This is a genomic window from Bradyrhizobium sp. SZCCHNRI3052 (assembly GCF_032484895.1).
Classification (GTDB): Bacteria; Pseudomonadota; Alphaproteobacteria; order Rhizobiales; family Xanthobacteraceae; genus Bradyrhizobium.
This window is the reverse complement of the sequence record NZ_JAUETW010000003.1, coordinates 334553-353944: the sequence shown is the minus strand read 5'-3', so window position 1 is coordinate 353944 and position 19392 is coordinate 334553. Positions and strand designations below refer to the sequence as shown.

The 19392-nt window shown below is 65.2% G+C and carries 17 protein-coding genes; 7 read left to right on the top strand and 10 right to left on the bottom strand.

The genetic code is table 11. The features are described from left to right. Window positions 1-12: 12 nt before the first annotated feature. Entirely contained in the window at window positions 13-3327 is a 3315-nt protein-coding gene (locus tag QW887_RS12040; protein WP_316188173.1) for a transglutaminase family protein, read from the bottom strand. Window positions 3328-3760: 433 nt separating this feature from the next. Between QW887_RS12040 and QW887_RS12035 the strand changes: the two genes are divergently transcribed. Then, entirely contained in the window at window positions 3761-3958 is a 198-nt protein-coding gene (locus QW887_RS12035; RefSeq protein ID WP_008964013.1) for a hypothetical protein, read from the top strand. Window positions 3959-4165: 207 nt separating this feature from the next. On the opposite strand, the gene QW887_RS12030 is transcribed toward QW887_RS12035, so the two are convergent. From QW887_RS12030 to hpaR, 4 genes are all read right to left on the bottom strand, one after another. After that, window positions 4166-5689, bottom strand: coding sequence for an altronate dehydratase family protein (locus QW887_RS12030; RefSeq protein ID WP_316185197.1), 1524 nt, complete (start codon window positions 5687-5689; stop codon window positions 4166-4168). A gap of 116 nt (window positions 5690-5805) precedes the next feature. Further along, window positions 5806-6585, bottom strand: coding sequence for an HpcH/HpaI aldolase family protein (locus QW887_RS12025; RefSeq protein ID WP_315749218.1), 780 nt, complete (start codon window positions 6583-6585; stop codon window positions 5806-5808). A gap of 131 nt (window positions 6586-6716) precedes the next feature. After that, window positions 6717-7802 carry a malate/lactate/ureidoglycolate dehydrogenase gene (locus tag QW887_RS12020; protein WP_316185195.1) on the bottom strand — a complete coding sequence of 362 codons (1086 nt, stop codon included), beginning with the start codon at window positions 7800-7802 and terminating at the stop codon, window positions 6717-6719. Between the two features lie 158 nt (window positions 7803-7960). Then, complete coding sequence (gene hpaR, locus QW887_RS12015; RefSeq protein ID WP_409977900.1) at window positions 7961-8416, bottom strand: homoprotocatechuate degradation operon regulator HpaR; 456 nt, start codon at window positions 8414-8416, stop codon at window positions 7961-7963. 186 nt (window positions 8417-8602) lie between these two features. Between hpaR and hpaH the strand changes: the two genes are divergently transcribed. The 5 genes from hpaH to QW887_RS11990 are packed head-to-tail and all read left to right on the top strand — an operon-like array spanning window position 8603 to window position 13904. Beyond that, window positions 8603-9409, top strand: a complete 807-nt coding sequence (hpaH, locus tag QW887_RS12010) for a 2-oxo-hept-4-ene-1,7-dioate hydratase (RefSeq protein ID WP_316164391.1) — start codon at window positions 8603-8605, stop codon at window positions 9407-9409. Between the two features lie 24 nt (window positions 9410-9433). Continuing rightward, window positions 9434-9832: a 5-carboxymethyl-2-hydroxymuconate Delta-isomerase gene (locus QW887_RS12005; protein WP_315826358.1), complete on the top strand. Its 399-nt coding sequence runs from the start codon at window positions 9434-9436 to the stop codon at window positions 9830-9832. After that, window positions 9825-11363, top strand: a complete 1539-nt coding sequence (gene hpaE, locus QW887_RS12000) for a 5-carboxymethyl-2-hydroxymuconate semialdehyde dehydrogenase (protein WP_316164390.1) — start codon at window positions 9825-9827, stop codon at window positions 11361-11363. The genes QW887_RS12005 and hpaE overlap by 8 nt, the downstream gene beginning before the upstream one ends. A 12-nt stretch (window positions 11364-11375) precedes the next feature. Continuing rightward, entirely contained in the window at window positions 11376-12248 is an 873-nt protein-coding gene (locus tag QW887_RS11995) for a fumarylacetoacetate hydrolase family protein (RefSeq protein WP_316174656.1), read from the top strand. 21 nt (window positions 12249-12269) lie between these two features. Further along, window positions 12270-13904, top strand: a complete 1635-nt coding sequence (locus tag QW887_RS11990; RefSeq protein ID WP_316185192.1) for a thiamine pyrophosphate-dependent enzyme — start codon at window positions 12270-12272, stop codon at window positions 13902-13904. A 6-nt stretch (window positions 13905-13910) separates the two neighbouring features. On the opposite strand, the gene QW887_RS11985 is transcribed toward QW887_RS11990, so the two are convergent. The 3 genes from QW887_RS11985 to QW887_RS11975 form a co-directional block, all read right to left on the bottom strand. Further along, entirely contained in the window at window positions 13911-15134 is a 1224-nt protein-coding gene (locus QW887_RS11985; RefSeq protein ID WP_316188172.1) for an MFS transporter, read from the bottom strand. Between the two features lie 74 nt (window positions 15135-15208). Continuing rightward, window positions 15209-15859, bottom strand: coding sequence for a DNA oxidative demethylase AlkB (alkB, locus tag QW887_RS11980; protein WP_315714921.1), 651 nt, complete (start codon window positions 15857-15859; stop codon window positions 15209-15211). 3 nt (window positions 15860-15862) lie between these two features. Beyond that, window positions 15863-16606: a 2OG-Fe(II) oxygenase gene (locus tag QW887_RS11975; protein ID WP_316188171.1), complete on the bottom strand. Its 744-nt coding sequence runs from the start codon at window positions 16604-16606 to the stop codon at window positions 15863-15865. Window positions 16607-16732: 126 nt separating this feature from the next. Here QW887_RS11975 and QW887_RS11970 point away from each other — a divergent pair, with 126 nt between their 5' ends. After that, window positions 16733-17608: a transglycosylase domain-containing protein gene (locus QW887_RS11970; RefSeq protein ID WP_316194558.1), complete on the top strand. Its 876-nt coding sequence runs from the start codon at window positions 16733-16735 to the stop codon at window positions 17606-17608. A 15-nt stretch (window positions 17609-17623) separates the two neighbouring features. Here QW887_RS11970 and QW887_RS11965 read toward each other — a convergent pair whose 3' ends face one another. Then, complete coding sequence (locus QW887_RS11965) at window positions 17624-18976, bottom strand: amidase (RefSeq protein WP_316194557.1); 1353 nt, start codon at window positions 18974-18976, stop codon at window positions 17624-17626. Between the two features lie 6 nt (window positions 18977-18982). Next, window positions 18983-19306: a hypothetical protein gene (locus QW887_RS11960; RefSeq protein ID WP_316188168.1), complete on the bottom strand. Its 324-nt coding sequence runs from the start codon at window positions 19304-19306 to the stop codon at window positions 18983-18985. Window positions 19307-19392 lie beyond the last annotated feature (86 nt).

Here is a 19392-nt window from a genome sequence, read left to right as displayed (position 1 = left end):
AACTCCGTGCCATCAATGCAGGAGCGGCCTGCGCAAGTCGAGGGTCATCGGGAATTCATTTGTGCGTTCCTCCGGCGGCAGCGCGATTCGTCCCGGAGTGTGGCCGTGATCCTGGAAGCGGGCGAGCCGCCGTGCCTCCGCCTCGTAGGAGTTGATCGGCTTGGTATCGTAGTTGCGGCCGCCGGGATGGGCGACGTGATAGACGCAGCCGCCCAGCGAACGGCCGTTCCAGGTGTCGATCAGGTCGAAGGTCAGCGGCGCATGCACCGGGATCGTCGGGTGCAGGCCGGAGGCCGGCTGCCATGCCTTGAAACGAACCGCCGCCACCGCTTCCGCCGACCGTCCGGTCGAGGTCATCGGCATCCTCCTACCATTGCAGGTGATGAGGTGGCGGCCTTCGATGAAACCTTCGGCTTTGACTTGAAGTCGCTCGACCGAGGAATCGACATAGCGCACGGTGCCGCCCGCGGCGCCTTCCTCGCCCAGCACATGCCAGGGCTCCAACGCCTGCCGCAGCTCCAGGGTCACGCCGCCATGCTGCACGCGGCCGAAGGTCGGAAAGCGAAATTCAAGCTGCGCCTGGTACCATTCCGGCGAGAAGTCGTAGCCGGACGACCGCAGCTCATCCAGGACATCAACAAAGTCTTCCCAGATGAAGTGCGGCAGCATGAAGCGGTCGTGCAGCGCCGTGCCCCAGCGCACGAACCGGCCGTCCTGCGGCTCGCGCCACAATTTGGCGATCAGCGCACGGATGAGAAGCTGCTGCGCCAGCGACATCCGCGGATCCGGCGGCATTTCCAGTGCGCGGAACTCCACGAGTCCGAGCCGGCCCGTCGGTCCCTCCGGCGAGTACAGCTTGTCGATGCAGATCTCCGAGCGGTGGGTATTGCCGGTGATGTCGACGAGCAGATGCCTGAACAGCCGGTCGACCAGCCACAGCGGCACGCTCTGCCCGATCCGAGGCACGTTGGCGAGCGCGATCTCGAGCTCATAAAGGCTGTCGTGGCGCGCCTCATCGATGCGCGGAGCCTGGCTGGTCGGCCCGATGAACATGCCGGAGAACAAATAAGACAGCGACGGGTGCCGCTGCCAATACAGGACGAGACTCTTCAGCAGATCGGGGCGACGCAGGAAGGGCGAATCCTGCGGCGAGCTGCCGCCGACGACGACATGATTGCCGCCGCCGGTGCCGGTGTGGCGGCCATCGATCAGGAAGCGATTGGCGCCGAGCCGCACCTTCGCGGCATCCTCATACAGCCCGAAAGTGATGTCGACCGATTGCCGCCAGCTCGCGGCCGGCTGGATGTTGACCTCGATGACGCCGGGATCGGGCGTCACCTTGATGACCTCGATGCGCGGATCGAACGGCGGTGCATAGCCCTCCACGTGAACCTTGATCTGCATCGACTCGGCCGTCGCTTCGACCGTTGCGACCAGCTCCAGGTAGTCCTCGATGGTTTCGACCGGCGGCATGAACACGCAGAGAATGCCATCGCGGATCTCGACCGACATCGCAGTGCGGACGCCGAGCCCTCCCCAGTACTGATACTGAACATCCTGCTGCGGCTTCGGCGCGCGATCGAGCTTCGGCAGCGGCGGTACCTGCGGCACGATCACCGGACGCCCCTGCGTGAACATCGGCAGCGGCCCGCGCTGCTCCATCGGGTCCTGCTCGTGGATGTACGGGAAATCTTCCGGCGGAATGTAGGCCAGCGAGCCGATCGGCAACCGCAGGCCGAGCGGCGAGTCGCCGGGAATCAGGAACAGGCGCTTGCGCCGCAGGCCCCAGCGCTCGCTGCGCCAGCGCCGGGGCTGCGCATTCCAGCGCTGGATCGGCAGCACGAAGCCGCGCGGGATGTGCAGGCCTTCGTCGAACACCCGCGCCATGCGCGCGCGCTCTTCGGGATCGGCGAGCTTGGAGTCGAGCGCGTCGACGTTCTCGGGCAGCGCGGCTTCCTTCTGCAGCCAATGCGCGGGATCCTCGAACGCGGGCAGCACGTAGTCCGGCTCGAGCCCGAGCGTCTCGGCCGCCGTGTCCAGGAAACGCTCTGCATCCTGGATCGTCGCCCTGCGCGGGCCATCGACGCTGGCGATCAGATCCGGATTGCGCCAGATCGGCTCACCGTCCTTGCGCCAATACAGTCCGAACGCCCAGCGCGGCAGGCTTTCGCCGGGATACCACTTGCCCTGTCCGTAATGCAGCAGGCCACCGGGCGCGAAACGCGCGCGCAGACGCCGGATCAGGCTGTCCGCGAGCCCGCGCTTGGCCGGGCCGACGGCAGCCGTATTCCACTCCGCCGATTCCATGTCGTCGATCGACACGAAGGTCGGCTCGCCGCCCATCGTGAGGCGCACGTCGTTTTCGGCGAGATCGGCATCGACGGCTTCGCCGAGGCGGTCGAGCCGGTCCCACGCCTCATCCGAAAATGGCCGGGTAATCCGCGGCGCTTCGCGGATGCGCCTCACATTCATCTCGAAGTTGAAGTTGACCTCGGCGACTCCGGCACTGCCGCTGATCGGCGCGGCCGAGTGATAGTGGGGAGTCGCAGCAACGGGGATGTGTCCTTCGCCCGCCAGCATGCCCGAGGTGACGTCGAAGCCTATCCATCCAGCGCCGGGCAGATAGACCTCGGCCCAGGCATGCAGATCGGTGAAATCATTCTCGACCTCGACCGGCCCCTCGATCGGATCGATGTCGGGACGAAGCTGAATCAAATAGCCGGAGACGAAGCGGGCGGCGAGCCCGAGATGCCGCAGCGTCTGGATCAGCAGCCACGCCGAGTCGCGGCAGGAGCCGGCGGCCGACGACAGCGTCTCCTCCGGCGTTTGAACGCCAGGCTCCATCCGGATGATATAACGAATCTTTTTCTGCAACTGCGCATTGAGTTCGACGAGATAGTTGACCGTGTTGTCCGCATCGCGGGGAATCGACTTCAAGTATTCCGCGAACAACGGCCCCGGCTCGATCGTCTCGAGATAGGGCGCCAGTTCCACCTTGAGGCCCTCCGGATAGGCGAAGGGAAAACTGTCGGCGTAAGGCTCGACGAAGAAGTCGAACGGATTGATCACGGTCATCTGCGCCGTGAAGTCGACCTCGATTTTGAGTTCGTTCACCTTCTCAGGGAAAACGTAGCGGGCCAGCCAATTGCCTTGCGGATCCTGCTGCCAGTTCACGAAATGGTTGGGCGGCGTGACCTTGAGCGAATAGCTCAGCACGGGGGTCCTGGTATGTGGTGCAGGGCGCAGGCGGATGGTCTGCGGGCCCAGTTCGACCGGACGATCGTATTTGTAATGGGTGACGTGATGTAATGCGACGTAGATTGACACGAGGCTTCGGCGCTCCAGCAACTTTTTTAAGCAGAACATTGCTGTGCTTAGGGATCAAGCACTAACAAAGGGCAGAGCTGCCTATTGGACGATCCTAAGCCCAAAAGGCGGCATTTGGACCGCGCCGGTCCAGTTGAGCCGCCCTATCAGGTGTCTCCGCTGCACGCACCGGTCGCTTTCCGGCCGCTGCGCGCCTCAATCAGGCCCGTCACGAAGAACGAGAGAAGAACAAACAACCTCTCCAGCCGCGTCGGCAAGAGTTGTCCACAGGAAGGCGCCGCCGGCGCTCACGGAAGATTGACCAGTCCCTCAAAGCAGGGATTAACCCCGAATGATGAACTAACAAGAACTAATAGCGTTGCATTTGCCGCAATCGCTTGATAGCTCGACTACACATGCTATTTAGGACCATCATTGCCAAAAGGAGAATCAAGTGGCGAAGACAGCTAAGAAGGCAGCTACCAAGAAGTTGGCGCGGAAACCCTACACGCCCGCCGACATCAAGCTGCTGAAGCAGCACTCGAAGTCCAAGACCCCGGTCGCCAAGATCGCCAAGGCGATGAAGCGGACCGAAGGCTCGCTCCGTCAGAAGGCTCTGGCGCTCGGCATCGGCCTGGGCCACCAGCGGTAAATTGCTCGGCGCCGCTGTCACGCGAGCGTCGGCAGGGCCAGCCCATGACGGACTGCCCACGACAGCCAGCCCGTGGCGGCGCGCTCACCTGTCATCTGATCTCAGTTGCGATCCAGTCTCAGTTAACTTGCGATCTCAGCTGCGATCAGATGCCGGGGCACCGGACCGCAGCCCCGATAGGGGCCGCCGAATAGCTGAGTTATCCAGCTACATCGTCGCGCCGAGCACCCAGGGCGCGAACTCGGCCCCGCCGAAATCGAAGCTCTCGCTCTTGGTCGGCTGCCCCGAGGCGGTCTTCAACATCAATTCGAAGATGCGCTGGCCGCATTCCTGCACCGTCTCCTCGCCGTCGAGGATGGTGCCGCAATTCACGTCCATGTCGTCTTCCATCCGCTTGTACATCGGCGTGTTGGTCGCGAGCTTGATGGACGGCGCCGGTTTGCAGCCGAACACGCTGCCGCGGCCGGTGGTGAAGCAGACGAGATTGGCGCCGCCGGCCACCTGCCCCGTCGCCGCAACCGGGTCGTAACCGGGCGTGTCCATGAACACGAAGCCCTTCTTGGTGACGGCTTCCGCATAATGCAGCACGTCGACCAGATTGGTGCTGCCGGCCTTGGCCATCGCGCCGAGCGACTTCTCGAGAATCGTCGTCAGGCCGCCGGCCTTGTTGCCCGGGCTGGGATTGGCGTTCATCTCCGCGCCCTCGCGCGCCGTATACTCTTCCCACCAGCGCATCAGGGAGACGAGTTTCTCGCCGACGTCGCGGCTGACTGCGCGGCGCGTCAGCAGATGCTCGGCGCCGTAGGTCTCGGGCGTCTCCGACAGGATCACTGTGCCACCATGTCGCACCAGCAGATCGCTTGCCGCACCGAGCGCCGGATTGGCCGAGATGCCGGAATAGCCGTCGGACCCACCACATTGAAGGGCGACCGTCAGTTCGCTGGCCGGAACCGTCTCGCGCTTGACCCTGTTGGCGTCGGTGAGCGCTTCCCTGACGAAAGCGATGCCGGCCTCGACGGTCTTGCGGGTGCCGCCGACCTCCTGGATGTCCATGGCGCGCAGGCGGCCGGCGAGCTTCTGCTCCTCCATCAATCCGCCGATCTGATTGGCCTCGCAACCAAGGCCGAGCACGATCACCGCAGAGAAGTTCGCGTGCCGCGCGTAGCCGCCGAGGGTTCGCCGCAGCAGCTTCAACGGCTCGTCGAGCGTCATGCCGCAGCCGGTCTTGTGCGTCAGCGCCACGACGCCGTCGACGTTCGAGAAGTCGGCGAGCGGATCGTCACCGGTGAAGGGATTGCGCTTGAACACGTCGGCAACGAGGCCCGCGACATGCGCGCTGCAGTTCACCGAGGTCAGAATGCCGATGTAGTTGCGGGTCGCGACCCGGCCATCGGGCCGGCGAATGCCCTCGAACGTCGCCGGAAGATCGAAATTCGGCGTCGGCTTCACGTCAACGCCATAGGCGTAGTCCTTGGCGAAATCGCCCATGCCGCAGTTCTGCGTATGAACGTGCTGCCCGGGCGCGATCGGCGCGGTCGCGAAGCCGATGATCTGGCCGTAGCGGCGGATGGGCTCGCCCTGTGCGATCGGACGCACCGCGACCTTGTGACCGGCCGGAATCCGGTCGGTCGTGGTGACCCCATCGGCGATCGACAGCCCCGGGGGCAGGCTGGCGCGCGCGATCAGGACGCTGTCCTCGGGATGAAGACGGATGACGGGGGTGGGAGCCATGGCTGTCTCTCTCGTATCAATACGACGATCGCGAACACATATGCGAATGGCGAGCGGCGCATAGCGAATGGACGGATCCCCGTTCGCTACGCCCTCCTCGCCACTCGCCTTTCTCGTTACGCTTTGCCGCCGGATTCCTTGCGGGTCTGCGCGACCTGCTGGCGGGCATAGACCTGCATCAGGCCGACCTCGTTCGACAAGGTCACGAGCTTGAAGCCCATGTTGATGGCGCGGACCGCACCCTCGGCGCCGCTGCAGTGAATGCCGGGATTGAGCCCACGCTTGCCACACTCCTTCACGATCTTCTCATAGATCTTGAGGATTTCCGGCTCGTCACGATCGAGCTTCGGCACCAGGCCATAGGAAAAGCCGAGATCGGAGGGCCCGATATAGACGCCGTCGATGCCTTCGACATCGAGAATGGCTTCCATGTTCTCGACCGCGGTCCTGGTCTCCATCATCGGCAGCAGCACGATCTCGTCGTTGGCCGTCTTCTGATACTCGCCCGCACCACCATACATGCCCGAGCGGATCGGACCGTTGGAGCGCACACCCTTCGGCGGATATTTGGAATAGGAAACGAGGTTGCGCGCTTCCTGCGCTGTGTTGACCATCGGGCAGATGACACCATAGGCACCGCCATCGAGCACCTTGCCGATGATGCCGGGCTCATTCCACGGCACGCGCACCATCGGCGTGACCGGATGGCCATGCATCGCTTGGAAGCATTGCACCATCGACAGATAGTCCTGCACCCCGTGCTGCATGTCCACGGTGACGCTGTCGAAGCCGCACTGAGCCACGACCTCCGCGGAGAAGCCCGAGGGGATCGCGAGCCAGGCATTCACCACCGTCTTGCCTTCGGCCCAGAGTTGCTTGACCTTATTGTTCGCCACGACTGCGTTTCCTTCCCTTGTTGTTCAACCGATCCGTCTCGTTAGAATTCGTTCTCGCCGATGGCGCAACGCAATGCAATCCCGCTCAATCTGAGCATGGATGCTTCGCACCACCCGCAGTCACACTGATTTCACGATGTCGCCCGCTGAATGCTCGCTTCGCTGACACCCACTTCGCGTGCCGTGTTCACTATTGCCGCCCAGGTGTCATCGGGCAAGGGCACGCCATTGGCCGTACGCTCGGCCCGCATCTTGCGCTCGGGATCGCCCGGCACCAGCACCTGATCAACGCCGGAGACCGGCTTGGTCGCCCGGATGAAATCCGTGTAGCGGGTGATCTCACCATCAAAGAAGCTCGCCGGATCGACCACCTTCGGGTCGATGTAGATCGCGAGCATGCCGTTGGCAAAGCGCCGATTTGCCGACGTCGCCCCGGTGCCGGTCAAGGCGCCGCCGAGCAGCTCGCAGATGAAGGCGAGACCGGAGCCCTTGTGCTCGCCGAAGGCGCGGATCGCTCCCGTCCCCTTGGTGTGGTCGCGCGTCCCCTCGGCCTCATAGGGTCCATAGAGCACCGCCGGATCCTCGCTGAGCGTCCCGTCGGCATCGATCAAGGCGCCCTTGGGCAGCTTCTTGCCGCCGCGGCTCGCCACCAAGACCTTGCCCTCGGCCACGATCGAGGTCGCGAAATCGAGCACGATGGGATCCTTTCCCTGGCGCGGGATGCCGACACAATAGGGCGCGGTGGAGAACCGCTTCTCGACTCCGCCATAGGGCGCCACCAGCAGTGAACCTGCGGCCGTGACGAAATGAATGGAGACGAGCCCCTCGGCGGCGGCCATTTCCGCCCAGTCGCCGACCCGGCCGAGATGGCCGGAATTGCGCAGCGCCAACGCAGCCAAGCCGCTCTTCTTGCAACGCTCGATGCCGATCCTCACGGCCTGTGGTGTCACGGTCTGACCGTAGCCGAACTTGCCGTCGACGACCACCAGCGACGGGGTGTCGACCACGACCTCTGCGGTCTGGTTGGGCACGATCGAACCCATCTTCTGCCAACGGATATAGACGGGCACGCGGATCACACCGTGGCTGTCATGCCCTGTCAGGTTGGCCGTCGTCAGATAGGTCGCGATCCGGCGGGCCTCCTCCGGCGAGGAATTGGCGTGTTCAAAGACGTCGGCAACGAAATCGATGAGATGCGCAACCTTGATAGTGACCATGACAACTCGCGGGTTCGATCAGCATGCGAAAACAGAGTTAGCATGGTTTGCCATGCCTGCGACGCACGCCCTCTCCGCTGGACTGCATCGCTTCTTATCAAAACGCCGAACGGCCTGCCAAGCATGAGACCGCGTCATTGCGCTTGGTCCGCGGCAGATCAGCCATCGCCGTCGTCGGAGGCGTCGAGATCGCCGCCGATGCTCTGCTCCAGCTCGCCCAGCATCTTGTGCAATGCGGCAAGCTTGCGGGCGCCATACCGGCTGGCAATCGATGCATAGATCGCCTCTGAGCTCGGCGCGACCTGTGCGATCAGCTTCATGCCCTTGGCCGAGATCGACAACACGCCCCTGCGCATGTCGCGGCTATCGACTTCGCGCTGAATCAGGCCGCGCGCCTCGAGATCGCGCAGGATGCGGGACAGGCTGGGCCCGAGCAGGAACGCGACCCTCGCCAGCTCCGTCACCTCGATCACATCGACCGCCGCCAGCGCGCGCAAGATACGCCATTGCTGCTCGGTCAGGCCGTGCTGTCGCAGATTGGGGCGAAACTGCCGCATCACGGCCTCACGCGCCCGCAACAAGGCCATCGGCAGCGACTGCGAGAAGTCGCGCATCGGCACCTTGCGCGCTTCCTTCGCAGCCTGCCTGGCGACCTTGGCCCTGGTCTCGCTCACATCAATCTCCTCAATCTCCCGTGGGCCATCCTGAACATTTGCACTGCAGCAAACGTCCTTTCGGTTTGCCGACTGAAACTTAACATGTTAATCATCTGTCGCCATCTCTTTTCTGAGCGATAGACCATGCCTCTTGCGAGCGACCAGATTCATAGCTGCGCCTTACGCCTGGATCAGGCCGAAAAGAGCCGCCGCCAGATCAGGCAGTTGTCGCAGGAGTTTCCCGATATCACCATCGCAGATGCCTATGCGATCCAGGAGGCCTGGATCAGCATCAAGGTGGCCGCGGGCCGCGTCATCAAGGGTCACAAGATCGGGTTGACATCGAAGGCGATGCAGAGCGCGCTGAACATCGATGAACCGGATTCGGGCGTGCTGCTCGACGACATGTTCTTTGCCGATGGCGGGCTGGTGCCGTCCGACCGCTTCATCGCGACGCGTATCGAGGCGGAGCTTGCCTTCGTCATGAAGCACCGTCTGTCTGGACCGGACTGCACCTTGTTCGACGTACTCAACGCGACGGATTTCGTGGTGCCGGCACTCGAGATCCTGGATACGCGGATCGAGCGGGTGGATCCCGCGACCAAGGCGACCCGCAAGATCTTCGATACGATCGCCGACAACGCCGCAAATGCCGGCATCGTGCTCGGCGGCCGGCCGCTGCGGCCGCTCGATGCCGACCTGCGCTGGATCGGCGCACTCTGTTATAAGAACGGTCAACTGGAAGAGACCGGCTTGGCCGCCGGCGTGCTGAACAACCCGGCAACGGCCGTTGCGTGGCTCGCCAACAAGATCGCGGCAAATGGATTCGCGCTGGAGCCGGGACAGGTGGTCCTTGCCGGCTCGTTCATCCGGCCGATCGAGGCGCGCAAGGGCGACACGATCCAGGCCGACTACGGCCCGTATGGGACGGTGAGCTGTTACTTCGCCTGAAGCCTGCCCCGGAGCGACCGCATCATGCCGCATTTCAGCATCGAATACTCCGCCAATCTCGACGCCTTTGTCGTGATGGCCAACGTCTGCGAAGTGGTCCGCAAGGCCGCCAGCGAGACCGGGATCTTTCCGATCGGCGGCATCCGCGTGCGCGCGATCCGCTGCGAGCACTACGCGATCGCCGACGGCAAGCCCGACTCCGCCTTCCTCGCCATGCTGCTGCGGCTCGGCGAAGGCCGCGACCTCGCGGCACGGCAGAAGGCCGGCGAGCACGTCTTCAAGGCACTCTCGGCGTATCTCGATCCGGTCTTCGCAAGCACCAAGTTCGCATTGTCCTTCGACATGCAGATCAACGACGCCGCGACCAGCTGGAAGCGCAACAACATCCACGACGCCCTGAAAGCGGAGGCATCCCATGGATAAGGCCAGCCCCAAGACCGACATCTACAAGGCCAATCTCGACCGTGCCGCTCCCCTGCTCGCGAAGCTGAAGGACGAGGGCATCGGCCACTTCATCGACGGCAAGGTGGTGCCGGCGATCTCGGGCACGACGTTCGAGACGAAGTCCCCGATCGACGGCACTGTTCTGGCCAAGGTCGCTCGCGGCAATGCAGAGGACATCGACCGCGCGGCGACATCGGCCGCACTCGCCTTCAGATCCTGGCGCGACATGGCGCCGGCGATGCGGCGCAAGCTACTGCATCGCGTGGCCGACGCGATCGAGGATCATGCCGACGACATCGCCGTGCTCGAATGCATCGACACCGGGCAGGCCTATCGCTTCATGGCCAAGGCCGCGGTCCGCGCGGCGGAAAACTTCCGCTTCTTCGCCGACAAATGCACCGAGGCGCGTGACGGCCTGAGTACGCCGAGCGACGAGCATTGGAACATCTCGACGCGGGTGCCGATCGGCCCGGTCGGCGTGATCACGCCATGGAACACGCCGTTCATGCTGTCGACCTGGAAAATCGCCCCGGCGCTCGCGGCCGGCTGCACGGTCGTACACAAGCCGGCGGAATGGTCGCCGATCACGGCGCAGTGGCTGGCCAAGCTCGCCAAGGACGCCGGCATTCCCGACGGCGTCCTCAACACCGTTCATGGCTTCGGGGAGGAGGCCGGCAAGGCGCTGACCGAGCATCCCGCGATCAAGGCAATCGGCTTCGTCGGCGAGAGCTCGACGGGATCTGCGATCATGGCGCAGGGCGCACCGACCCTGAAGCGGGTGCATTTCGAACTCGGCGGCAAGAACCCGGTGATCGTGTTCGACGATGCCGATCTCGACCGCGCGCTCGATGCCGTCGTGTTCATGATCTACTCGCTCAACGGTGAGCGCTGCACCTCATCCAGCCGCCTGCTGGTGCAGCAGAGTATCGCCGAGACCTTTACGGCCAAGCTTGCGGCGCGCGTGCGTGCGCTGAAAGTGGGTCATCCGCTCGATCCCGCCACCGAGATCGGGCCGCTGATCCACGAACGGCATCTCGCCAAGGTCTGCTCCTATGTCGACGTTGCACGCGAGGACGGTGCGATCATCGCCGTCGGCGGCAAGCGGTTCGACGGCCCGGGCGGCGGGCATTACGTCGAGCCGACACTGGTGACCGGCGCGCGCCAGACCATGCGCGTGGCGCAAGAAGAGGTGTTCGGGCCGTTCCTCACCGTGATCCCGTTCCGCGACGAGGCTGACGCGATCGCGGTCGCCAATGACGTGCAATACGGCCTCACCGGCTATGTCTGGACCGGCGACATGGGCCGCGCGCTGCGCGTCGCCGACGCGCTGGAAGCCGGCATGATCTGGCTGAACTCGGAGAATGTCCGCCACCTGCCAACCCCGTTCGGCGGCATGAAGGCATCGGGCATCGGCCGCGACGGCGGCGACTATTCGTTCGACTTCTACATGGAGACCAAGCACGTTTCGCTCGCGCGCGGCACCCACAAGATCCAGCGGCTCGGCGTCTAAGGAGAACTGCCCATGACCTCCGCTCGCCTCGCCACCTATGCCGTCGATGGTTCGGTCCGCTACGGGCTCGTGACCGACACCGGCCTCGTCGATCTCTCCGCGCGGTTCGCCAGGGATTATCCGACCTTGCGTGAGGTGATCGCCGCGGGCGCCCTGCCCCGGTTGATCGATGCCGCAGCCGGGCTGTCGCCCGATCACGGCCTCGATGCCATCACCTGGCTGCCGCCGATCGCTTCGCCCGAGAAGATCATCTGCATCGGCGTCAATTATCCTGACCGCAATGCCGAATACAAGGATGGCCAGGACGCGCCGAAATATCCGTCGATGTTCATGCGGACGCCGCGCTCCTTCGTCGGTCATGAAACGCCCCTGGTGCGTCCCCGCGCCTCGCCGCAGCTCGACTATGAAGGCGAGCTCGTGCTGATCATCGGCAAGGCCGGCCGTCACATCCCGGAGGCCCAGGCGCTGGATCACATCGCCGCACTCACGCTTTGCAACGAGGGCACCATCCGCGACTGGGTGCGGCATGCCAAGTTCAACGTCACCCAAGGCAAGAACTTCGATTCGACCGGCAGCCTCGGGCCTTGGATCGTGCCCTACACGAATGAGAGCCAGATTGCCGATATCCGGCTGACGACGCGCGTCAATGGCGAATTGCGCCAGGACGACCGCACGTCACGGCTGATCTTCGGCTTCCGCTACCTCATCAACTACATCTCGACCTTCACCACGCTCGTCCCCGGTGACGTGATCGTGACGGGCACGCCCACCGGCGCCGGTGCACGGTTCGATCCGCCGCGTTATCTGAAGCCCGGCGACGTCATCGAGATCGAAGCCGACGGCGTCGGCACCTTGCGCAATGGCGTCGTCGACGAAGCTCTGTAAAGTCAGCAACGGAATGTCAGCATGACCACCATGACCGGCGGCGAAGCCATCGTCAGCGGGCTCGTCGCCCACGGCGTCGACACCGTGTTCGGCCTGCCTGGAGCGCAGGTCTATGGCCTGTTCGATGCCTTCCACCAGGCGCAGCTCAAGGTCGTCGGCGCCCGCCACGAACAGGCCTGCGGCTACATGGCGTTCGGCTATGCCCGCGCCAGCGGCAGGCCCGGCGTGTTCAGCGTCGTGCCGGGTCCCGGCGTGCTCAACGCCGGCGCGGCACTGCTCACCGCCTTCGGCTGCAACGAGCCGGTGCTGTGCCTCACGGGCCAGGTGCCGACCGACTATCTCGGCCGCGGCCGCGGCCATCTGCACGAGATGCCGGACCAGCTCGCGACCCTGCGCACCTTCGTCAAATGGGCCGAGCGCATCGAATATCCCGACTGCGCGCCGACGCAGGTCGCGCGCGCGTTCCAGGAGATGATGTCGGGGCGGCGCGGCCCCGCTGCGCTCGAGATGCCGTGGGACGTGTTCACGCAGAAGGCGGCCACCGCCGCGGCGATGCCGCTGGCACAGTTCGCGCCGCCGCAGCCCGATCCCGACCGCATCGCCAAGGCGGCCGGGCTGATCACGTCCGCGAAGGCGCCGATGATCTTCGTCGGCTCAGGCGCAATCGAGGCGCGCGAGGACATCCTCGAGCTCGCCGAGATGATCGACGCGCCGGTCGTCGCCTTCCGGTCAGGACGCGGCATCGTCTCCAATGCACACGAGCTCGGGCTTACCATGGCCTCAGCCTACAAGCTGTGGCCGACCACCGATCTGATGATCGGCATCGGCACCCGCATGGAGCTGCCGACCACGTTCCGCTGGCCGTTCAAGCCGGATGGATTGAAGTCGATCCGCATCGACATCGACCCGGTGGAGATGCGGCGCCTGATCGTCGACGCCGGCATCGTCGCCGATGCCAAGGCGGGCACGGCCGCGCTCATCGCTGCTGTGAGCAAGGCGGGGTACCGCAAGAGCTCGGGACGCCGCGCCGCGATCCGGGAGGTCACCGCAGCGACCTTGCAGGAGATCCAGAAGGTCCAGCCGCAGATGGCCTATCTGAACGTGCTCCGCGAGGTGCTGCCGCGCGACGCCATCGTCACCGACGAACTGTCGCAGGTCGGCTTCGCCTCCTGGTACGGCTTTCCCGTCTACGAGCCGCGCACCTTCATCACCTCGGGCTATCAGGGCACGCTCGGCGCGGGTTTTCCCACCGCGCTCGGTGCCAAGGTGGCGCATCCCGACAGACCTGTGGTCGCGATCACCGGCGATGGCGGTTTCATGTTCGCCGTGCAGGAGCTGGCGACTGCCGTGCAATACAACATCGGCGTCGTCACCCTGGTGTTCAACAACAATTCCTATGGCAATGTCCGGCGCGACCAGCGTGAGCGCTTCGACGGCCGCGTCGTCGCCTCCGATCTCGTCAATCCGGATTTCGTCACGCTCGCCGAATCCTTCGGCGTCGCCGCCAGCAAGGTCACGTCACCCGATCAGTTCAAATCCGCGCTCGAGACGGCGCTGGCGCATGGCGGGCCATATCTGATCGACATCGAGGTGCCGCGCGACTCCGAGGTCTCGCCCTGGGCCTTCATCCATCCGTCGAAGCCTCCAGGGATCTGATCGACCTCACGGCGGGGACGCGCGGCGTCCCTGCAATCCGGCGGCGGCCATCGCCAGCAGGCCCGCGCCGGCCACGAGCCAGCACGCGACCGGCGCCCACTGCACCAGCGGCGCATAGTCTGGCAACTTCTGCAGACCGCCGGCGACGGCAGCGATCCGCGCGAAGGTTGCCAGCGCCAGCGCCGAGAACACGAGCCCGGTCACCTTGCCCTCGGCGCCGGTCGTCCCGATCGCGAGCGCCGCGGAAATGGCGCTCATCATCATGCAGCCCCAGGCCGCCCCGGCGATGAACTGCGCCACGATCAGCACGGTCAATGCGCCCGCGAGCTCGGCGATCACGATCGCGAGCGCACCGAGCAGACCGGCGAATCCCATCACGATGAGCCCGCCGCTATGCTTGACGACCACGCTGGCCGGGAACAGCACGAGGTTGAAGCCGATCCAGAACACCGGCATCAGCCAGGAAAGGTCCTCCGGCCTGGCGAAGCGGAGATAGAACGCCGAGCTGTTGATGCTGAAATGCAGCTGGTAGCCGAGCGCGAGGATCACCATGGCGCCGATGAACAGCAGCGGGAGTCCCCGCAGCGGCCTGGGCTCGGGCTTGGCAGCTGCTTGCGCTGCCCGACCGCTATCCTGCGGAATGCGCGAGAGACCGAGCGCCGTCAGCAGCAGCACGGCCGATGAGATGACGAACGGCAGGCGCGGATCGTAGTCGCGCAGGATCACGCCGAGGTAGGGCGACACGGCGCCGGCCACGCCATAGCCGAGCATGACCAGCGCTGCCAGGAACGGAATGGCCGGCCGGGCCGCATGGCGCCCGAGCAGCGTCAAGGGCGGCGCGCGCAAGACCGACGAGGTCAGCGCCCAGATCGCGATCAGTCCGATGAAGACCGCTGGACCTGCGGACGCCGCCACGAAAGGCAGCGCGACAAAGGCGGCGCAGGATACCGCAGTCAGCAGGCCGATGAAGAGACCGAACCGCGCGGCGGCGCGCCCGATGCGATCGGCCGCAAGTCCCATCGCGGTATCGGACAATGTGAAGATCGCCTGGTCCAGCATCAGGATCAGAACGACGGCGGAGGGCGCGATGCCGGCCTGGGCGGCGAGCTTCGGCAGATAGATCACGTAGGTCGTCCACAGCAGCGTGAACACCAGCTGCAGCAGCGCAAGGTGAAGTCCCATTCGCGCCGCCGCAGGCGCCCGCTCGTCCGCAAGTTCGACAGTGCTCATGGCCCCTCTCCCGGGCGCAGCATAGAGCCAGGGATGCCCGCTGCAAAATGAGGAACGTCACAGAGCGGCCAGGACTATCGGGCGCGGCGGAACGTCAGGTTGATGCGCCGGCGGCCGAGCCGAGCATGCTCGCCATCGGCGAGCGGCGCGACGCCGTGAAAGGCGAGCCGCGCCGGGCCGCCCCAGACGACGACGTCGCCATGGGCCAGCCGATAGCGTTGCGTCTTGTCGGAGCGCTTGAGGCCGCCGAACAGGAACGTCGCGGGAAGGCCCAATGACACCGAGACGATCGGCGCGCCGACGTCGCGCTCGTCGCGATCCTGATGCAGCGACATCTTGGCGCCGGGCTCGTAGCAATTGATCAGGCAGGCATCGGGCGCGAAGGCGGCAAAGCCTGCCTCGCTCGCCGCCTGCTCGGCGAGCTGTCGCAACAGCGGCGGCATCGCCGGCCACCTCTGTCCGCTGTCTGGATCAACGGGATCGTAGCGATAGCCGCTGCGGTCCGTCACCCAGCCGACCGAGCCGCAATTCGTCATGGCCACCGACATCTGGTGCCCGCCGGGCGTGATCATCCGGCGGAACGGCGCCTGCGCGGTGATCGCCTCGATCGCGGCCAGAAGCTCCGTCGCATGTGGCTGCGCAAAACCACGCAGCAGCACCGCGCCGGGCGCGAGCGGCTCGCGCGCCGGTCCGGCGATCTCAAATCCATCGAACAGATCCGTCATATGCTACTTCGCATCGTGAAAGATCACGCCGAGCGTATGCCGCCGGCCGGAACGCAGCCGGCTCACGCCATGACGCATGTTGACACGGTAGCTGCCGCGCGTGCCCTGGACCGGGCGATTGTGGACCGCGAACACCACCGCATCGCCCTGCCGGAGCGGCACCACCTCGGCGCGCGACTGCATGCGCGGCCGCTGCTCGGTCAGCACGAACTCGCCTCCCTCGAAATCGCGCCCCGGCTCCGACAGCAGGATCGCGACCTGCAGCGGAAACACGTGCTCGCCATAGAGATCCTGGTGCAGGCAGTTGTAGTCGCCCTCGACATATTGCAGCAAAAGCGGCGTTGGCCGCGTCTGGCCGGCCTCATGACAGCGCGCCAGGAAGTCGTCGTGCTCGGCGGGAAATTGGATGTCGATCCCCATCGTCGCATTCCAGCGGTTGGCGATCGCCACCAGATGCGAATAGAGCCGCGGCCGCAACTGCGCGATCGGATCGGGCAGCGGATAACTGAAATATTTGTACTCGCCGCGGCCGAAACCATGCCGCGCCATGACGACGCGGCTGCGGAAGTGCCGGTCGTCCGGATAGAGCGCCGCCAGGGCGCGGCAATCGTCGGGCGACAGCAGCTGCGTCAACACGGCGCAGCCGCCGGCATCGAGGTCGCGTTCGACCATCGCCCAGTCGATTGCATCGATCCCGGTGGCGGCGGAAAAGTCGACTTCGGGCACTGCGTGCTTGAGTCTGGCCATGCGATTCATCCCAGATGTCATTCCGGGGCGGCGCGAAGCGACGAGCCCGGAATCCATACGCACGATCGTGGTTATGGATTCCGGGCCTGCGCGCAAGGGCGCGCATCCCGGAATGACGAGCGTGTCATGAAACGCACGCTAGTGGCCACCCGTTTTCCGGACAATTCTTCGCATCACGGTTTCCTGAAACCATCCAGTGAACCGGAACGCTCATGCAGGAACCAACTTCTGACGATGCGATCTCCGCGCACCAAACGGCTCTTCATCCTGTTCGGCAAGTCGATCCTGGCTATGCTCTCGATCGCTGTCGTGCTGCTGCTCTACGCCGAAGGCTATGTGATCTGGTACTTCGAATACGGCCTCGGACTCCCTACGGAGAGCCAGCTTGCGGCTCTCCCGACGACAGGTCCACTCTGTTCGGCGAACCCGAGAAGCTCCTTTGTGCCGCTCTCGGAGATTCCGCCTCTGGTCCGGAACGCCGTCGTGGCGTCTGAAGACCGTGACTTCTACGCGCGACCCTATGTCGGCCCGCTGGCCCGGCTCGCATCCGACATGGCGGCGGGTCGCCGGCCGGGCCGGTCGAACATCATCCACTCGGTTAGCCGAGATTGTCTCTGTACCCTCGTTCCGGACTGTTACAAAGGGCCGAACCTCGAATGGCAGATTGGCACAAAGGTGTTCATGGGCCGCATCGAGCGCACGTTCACGCGCGATCGCATCCTGGAGGCCTATCTGAACAATGCCTATCTTGGCCGCCGGACCTATGGTGCTGCAGACGCAGCCACAACCTATTTCGGCAAAGCCCTCGCAAGCCTCGACATCGGCGAGCTTGCCTTTCTCCTCGCGCGTTTCCGAAGGCCGTGGACCTCTGAGCACGACAGCGAGTGGCGCGATCGCATGCTCGACAGGATGCTGGCCGCCGGTCTCATCGACCAGGCCCAGGCGATCGCCGCCAAGGCCGCGCCTCTGCCCCCGATCGATGGCCCGTCACACAAACCCTGATCGCGTTCGGCCAGCTCAGCCCCGCACCACGCCCTCGACCCCAGCCGCGATCTCCAGCAGTTTGCGGTCCTGGCCGCCGGACTGCGCCAGCATCAGGCCGACCGGGACCTCGCCGTGGCGGTGCGCCGGCAGCGAGATGGCGCAGCCGTCGATCATGTTGATGAAGGTGCAATTGCGCAAAGCGCGGATGTTCTCGCGGGCGAAGGCCTGGTCGTCGGCGAGATCGGCGATGACAGGCGGCGCGTTGGCCGTGGTCGGCATCGCCAGCGCATCGTAGGGCGCGATGCGTGCAGCGGCGCGCGTCACCAGCGAGCGGCGCGCGTTGAGCATCTCGATGTAATCCGGCACGGTGATCGCCTCGCCGCGCATGATGCGGACGGACACGCGCGGATCGTAGACGTCGCCCTTGGCTGTCAGCAGGAAGCGGTGCCAGGCGTAGCTCTCGGCGGCGGCGAAGCCGCCCTTCATGCCGATCAGGCCGACGTCGAGGAACTCGGGGAATTCGATACGCTCGATGAGCGCCCCCTGCTTCGCCAGCGTCTGCAGCGCCCGCTCAAAGGTCTCGGCGACCTCGACATCGAGCTCGTCGAGCACGACCGTGGTGGGCACCGCAAGCCGCAAACCCTTCACCGGGCGCGACGCGAGCGGGCGGACCGGCTCGTCGGCCAGCACGGAATCGAGGACGGCACAGCAGGCGACCGTGTTGGCGAGCGGCCCAAAGCTGTCGAGCGTGGTCGACAGCGGCACGCCGCCGTCGAGCGGCACGCGGGCCTGCGTCGGCTTGTAGCCCGTGATGCCGTTGAAGGCCGCGGGAATGCGGCAGGAGCCGCCGGTGTCGGTGCCGAGCGCGCCATAGGCCATGCGATCGACGATCGAGACCGCGGCGCCCGACGACGAGCCGCCGGGCACATGGCCGACGTCGCGCTTCCAGGCGCTCTTCGGCGTGCCGTAATGCGGGTTGATGCCGATGCCGGAATAAGCGAACTCGGTCATGTTGGTGCGGCCGATCACGACGAAGCCGGCCCGGCGCAGCCGCGCCACCGCCGGCGCATCGGCCTCGGCCGGCGCGGAATCCTCCAGCGCCCGCGAGCCGGCGCGGGTGACCTGGCCCTTGATGTCGAACAGGTCCTTGATCGAGACCGGAATGCCGGCGTAGGGCGACGGCGCCGCATTGGCCTTGCGCAGCGCATCCATGCCGTCGGCCGCCGCCAGCGCGGCCTCCTTGTCGACATGGATGAAGGCGCGCTGGCCCTCGCCGGCGGGATCGGCGATCCGGGCGAGACACTCCTCCACCAACTTGCGGGACGTGGTGCGACCGGCGGCGAGATCGTCGGCCAGCGCGGCCAGGGTCGGATTCGAAACGGTCATGGCATCCTATAGCGTGTCTGCGGCATCGGCCGCGATGTCCAGATCGAGCAGCGCGGAACTCAGCGACTTGCCGTGCGCATCCAGCGCGAGCGACCGGGTGACCCCGCCGCCGAGCGCCCGGCTCATCACGAAATTCAGCGCCGCAATGTTGGGCAGCTCATAGCGGACCACCTCGCCCTGGACAATGCCGGCGAAGTGCGCCTTCACCCGCTCGGCCGTGACTTGTGCGAGCAACAGCGGGTAATCCTTGGGGTCGTAGGCGATGACCGAGATGTTCGAGGTGTCACCCTTGTCGCCGGTTCTGGAATGGGCGATGTCACGCAGCTTCATCTCGGCTCCGATCATACTCCCAGCATCAAAGACCAATTTTCATCAGGCGGCAATTGCCGTCCAAACACCTCTGCGCCTCCCGGAGG

Excerpts from the sequence above, each read along its gene's own strand:
- QW887_RS11995 (WP_316174656.1), top strand. The coding sequence starts at position 11,376 with ATGACCTCCGCTCGCCTCGCCACCTATGCCGTCGATGGTTCGGTCCGC.
- hpaH (WP_316164391.1), top strand. The coding sequence starts at position 8,603 with ATGCCTCTTGCGAGCGACCAGATTCATAGCTGCGCCTTACGCCTGGAT.
- QW887_RS11970 (WP_316194558.1), top strand. The coding sequence starts at position 16,733 with ATGAAACGCACGCTAGTGGCCACCCGTTTTCCGGACAATTCTTCGCAT.
- QW887_RS11985 (WP_316188172.1), bottom strand. The coding sequence starts at position 15,134 with ATGAGCACTGTCGAACTTGCGGACGAGCGGGCGCCTGCGGCGGCGCGA.
- QW887_RS12020 (WP_316185195.1), bottom strand. The coding sequence starts at position 7,802 with ATGGTCACTATCAAGGTTGCGCATCTCATCGATTTCGTTGCCGACGTC.
- QW887_RS11975 (WP_316188171.1), bottom strand. The coding sequence starts at position 16,606 with ATGGCCAGACTCAAGCACGCAGTGCCCGAAGTCGACTTTTCCGCCGCC.
- QW887_RS11960 (WP_316188168.1), bottom strand. The coding sequence starts at position 19,306 with ATGAAGCTGCGTGACATCGCCCATTCCAGAACCGGCGACAAGGGTGAC.
- QW887_RS12030 (WP_316185197.1), bottom strand. The coding sequence starts at position 5,689 with ATGGCTCCCACCCCCGTCATCCGTCTTCATCCCGAGGACAGCGTCCTG.
- hpaR (WP_409977900.1), bottom strand. The coding sequence starts at position 8,416 with ATGCGCGACTTCTCGCAGTCGCTGCCGATGGCCTTGTTGCGGGCGCGT.
- alkB (WP_315714921.1), bottom strand. The coding sequence starts at position 15,859 with ATGACGGATCTGTTCGATGGATTTGAGATCGCCGGACCGGCGCGCGAG.
- QW887_RS11990 (WP_316185192.1), top strand. The coding sequence starts at position 12,270 with ATGACCACCATGACCGGCGGCGAAGCCATCGTCAGCGGGCTCGTCGCC.
- QW887_RS12005 (WP_315826358.1), top strand. The coding sequence starts at position 9,434 with ATGCCGCATTTCAGCATCGAATACTCCGCCAATCTCGACGCCTTTGTC.
- QW887_RS11965 (WP_316194557.1), bottom strand. The coding sequence starts at position 18,976 with ATGACCGTTTCGAATCCGACCCTGGCCGCGCTGGCCGACGATCTCGCC.
- hpaE (WP_316164390.1), top strand. The coding sequence starts at position 9,825 with ATGGATAAGGCCAGCCCCAAGACCGACATCTACAAGGCCAATCTCGAC.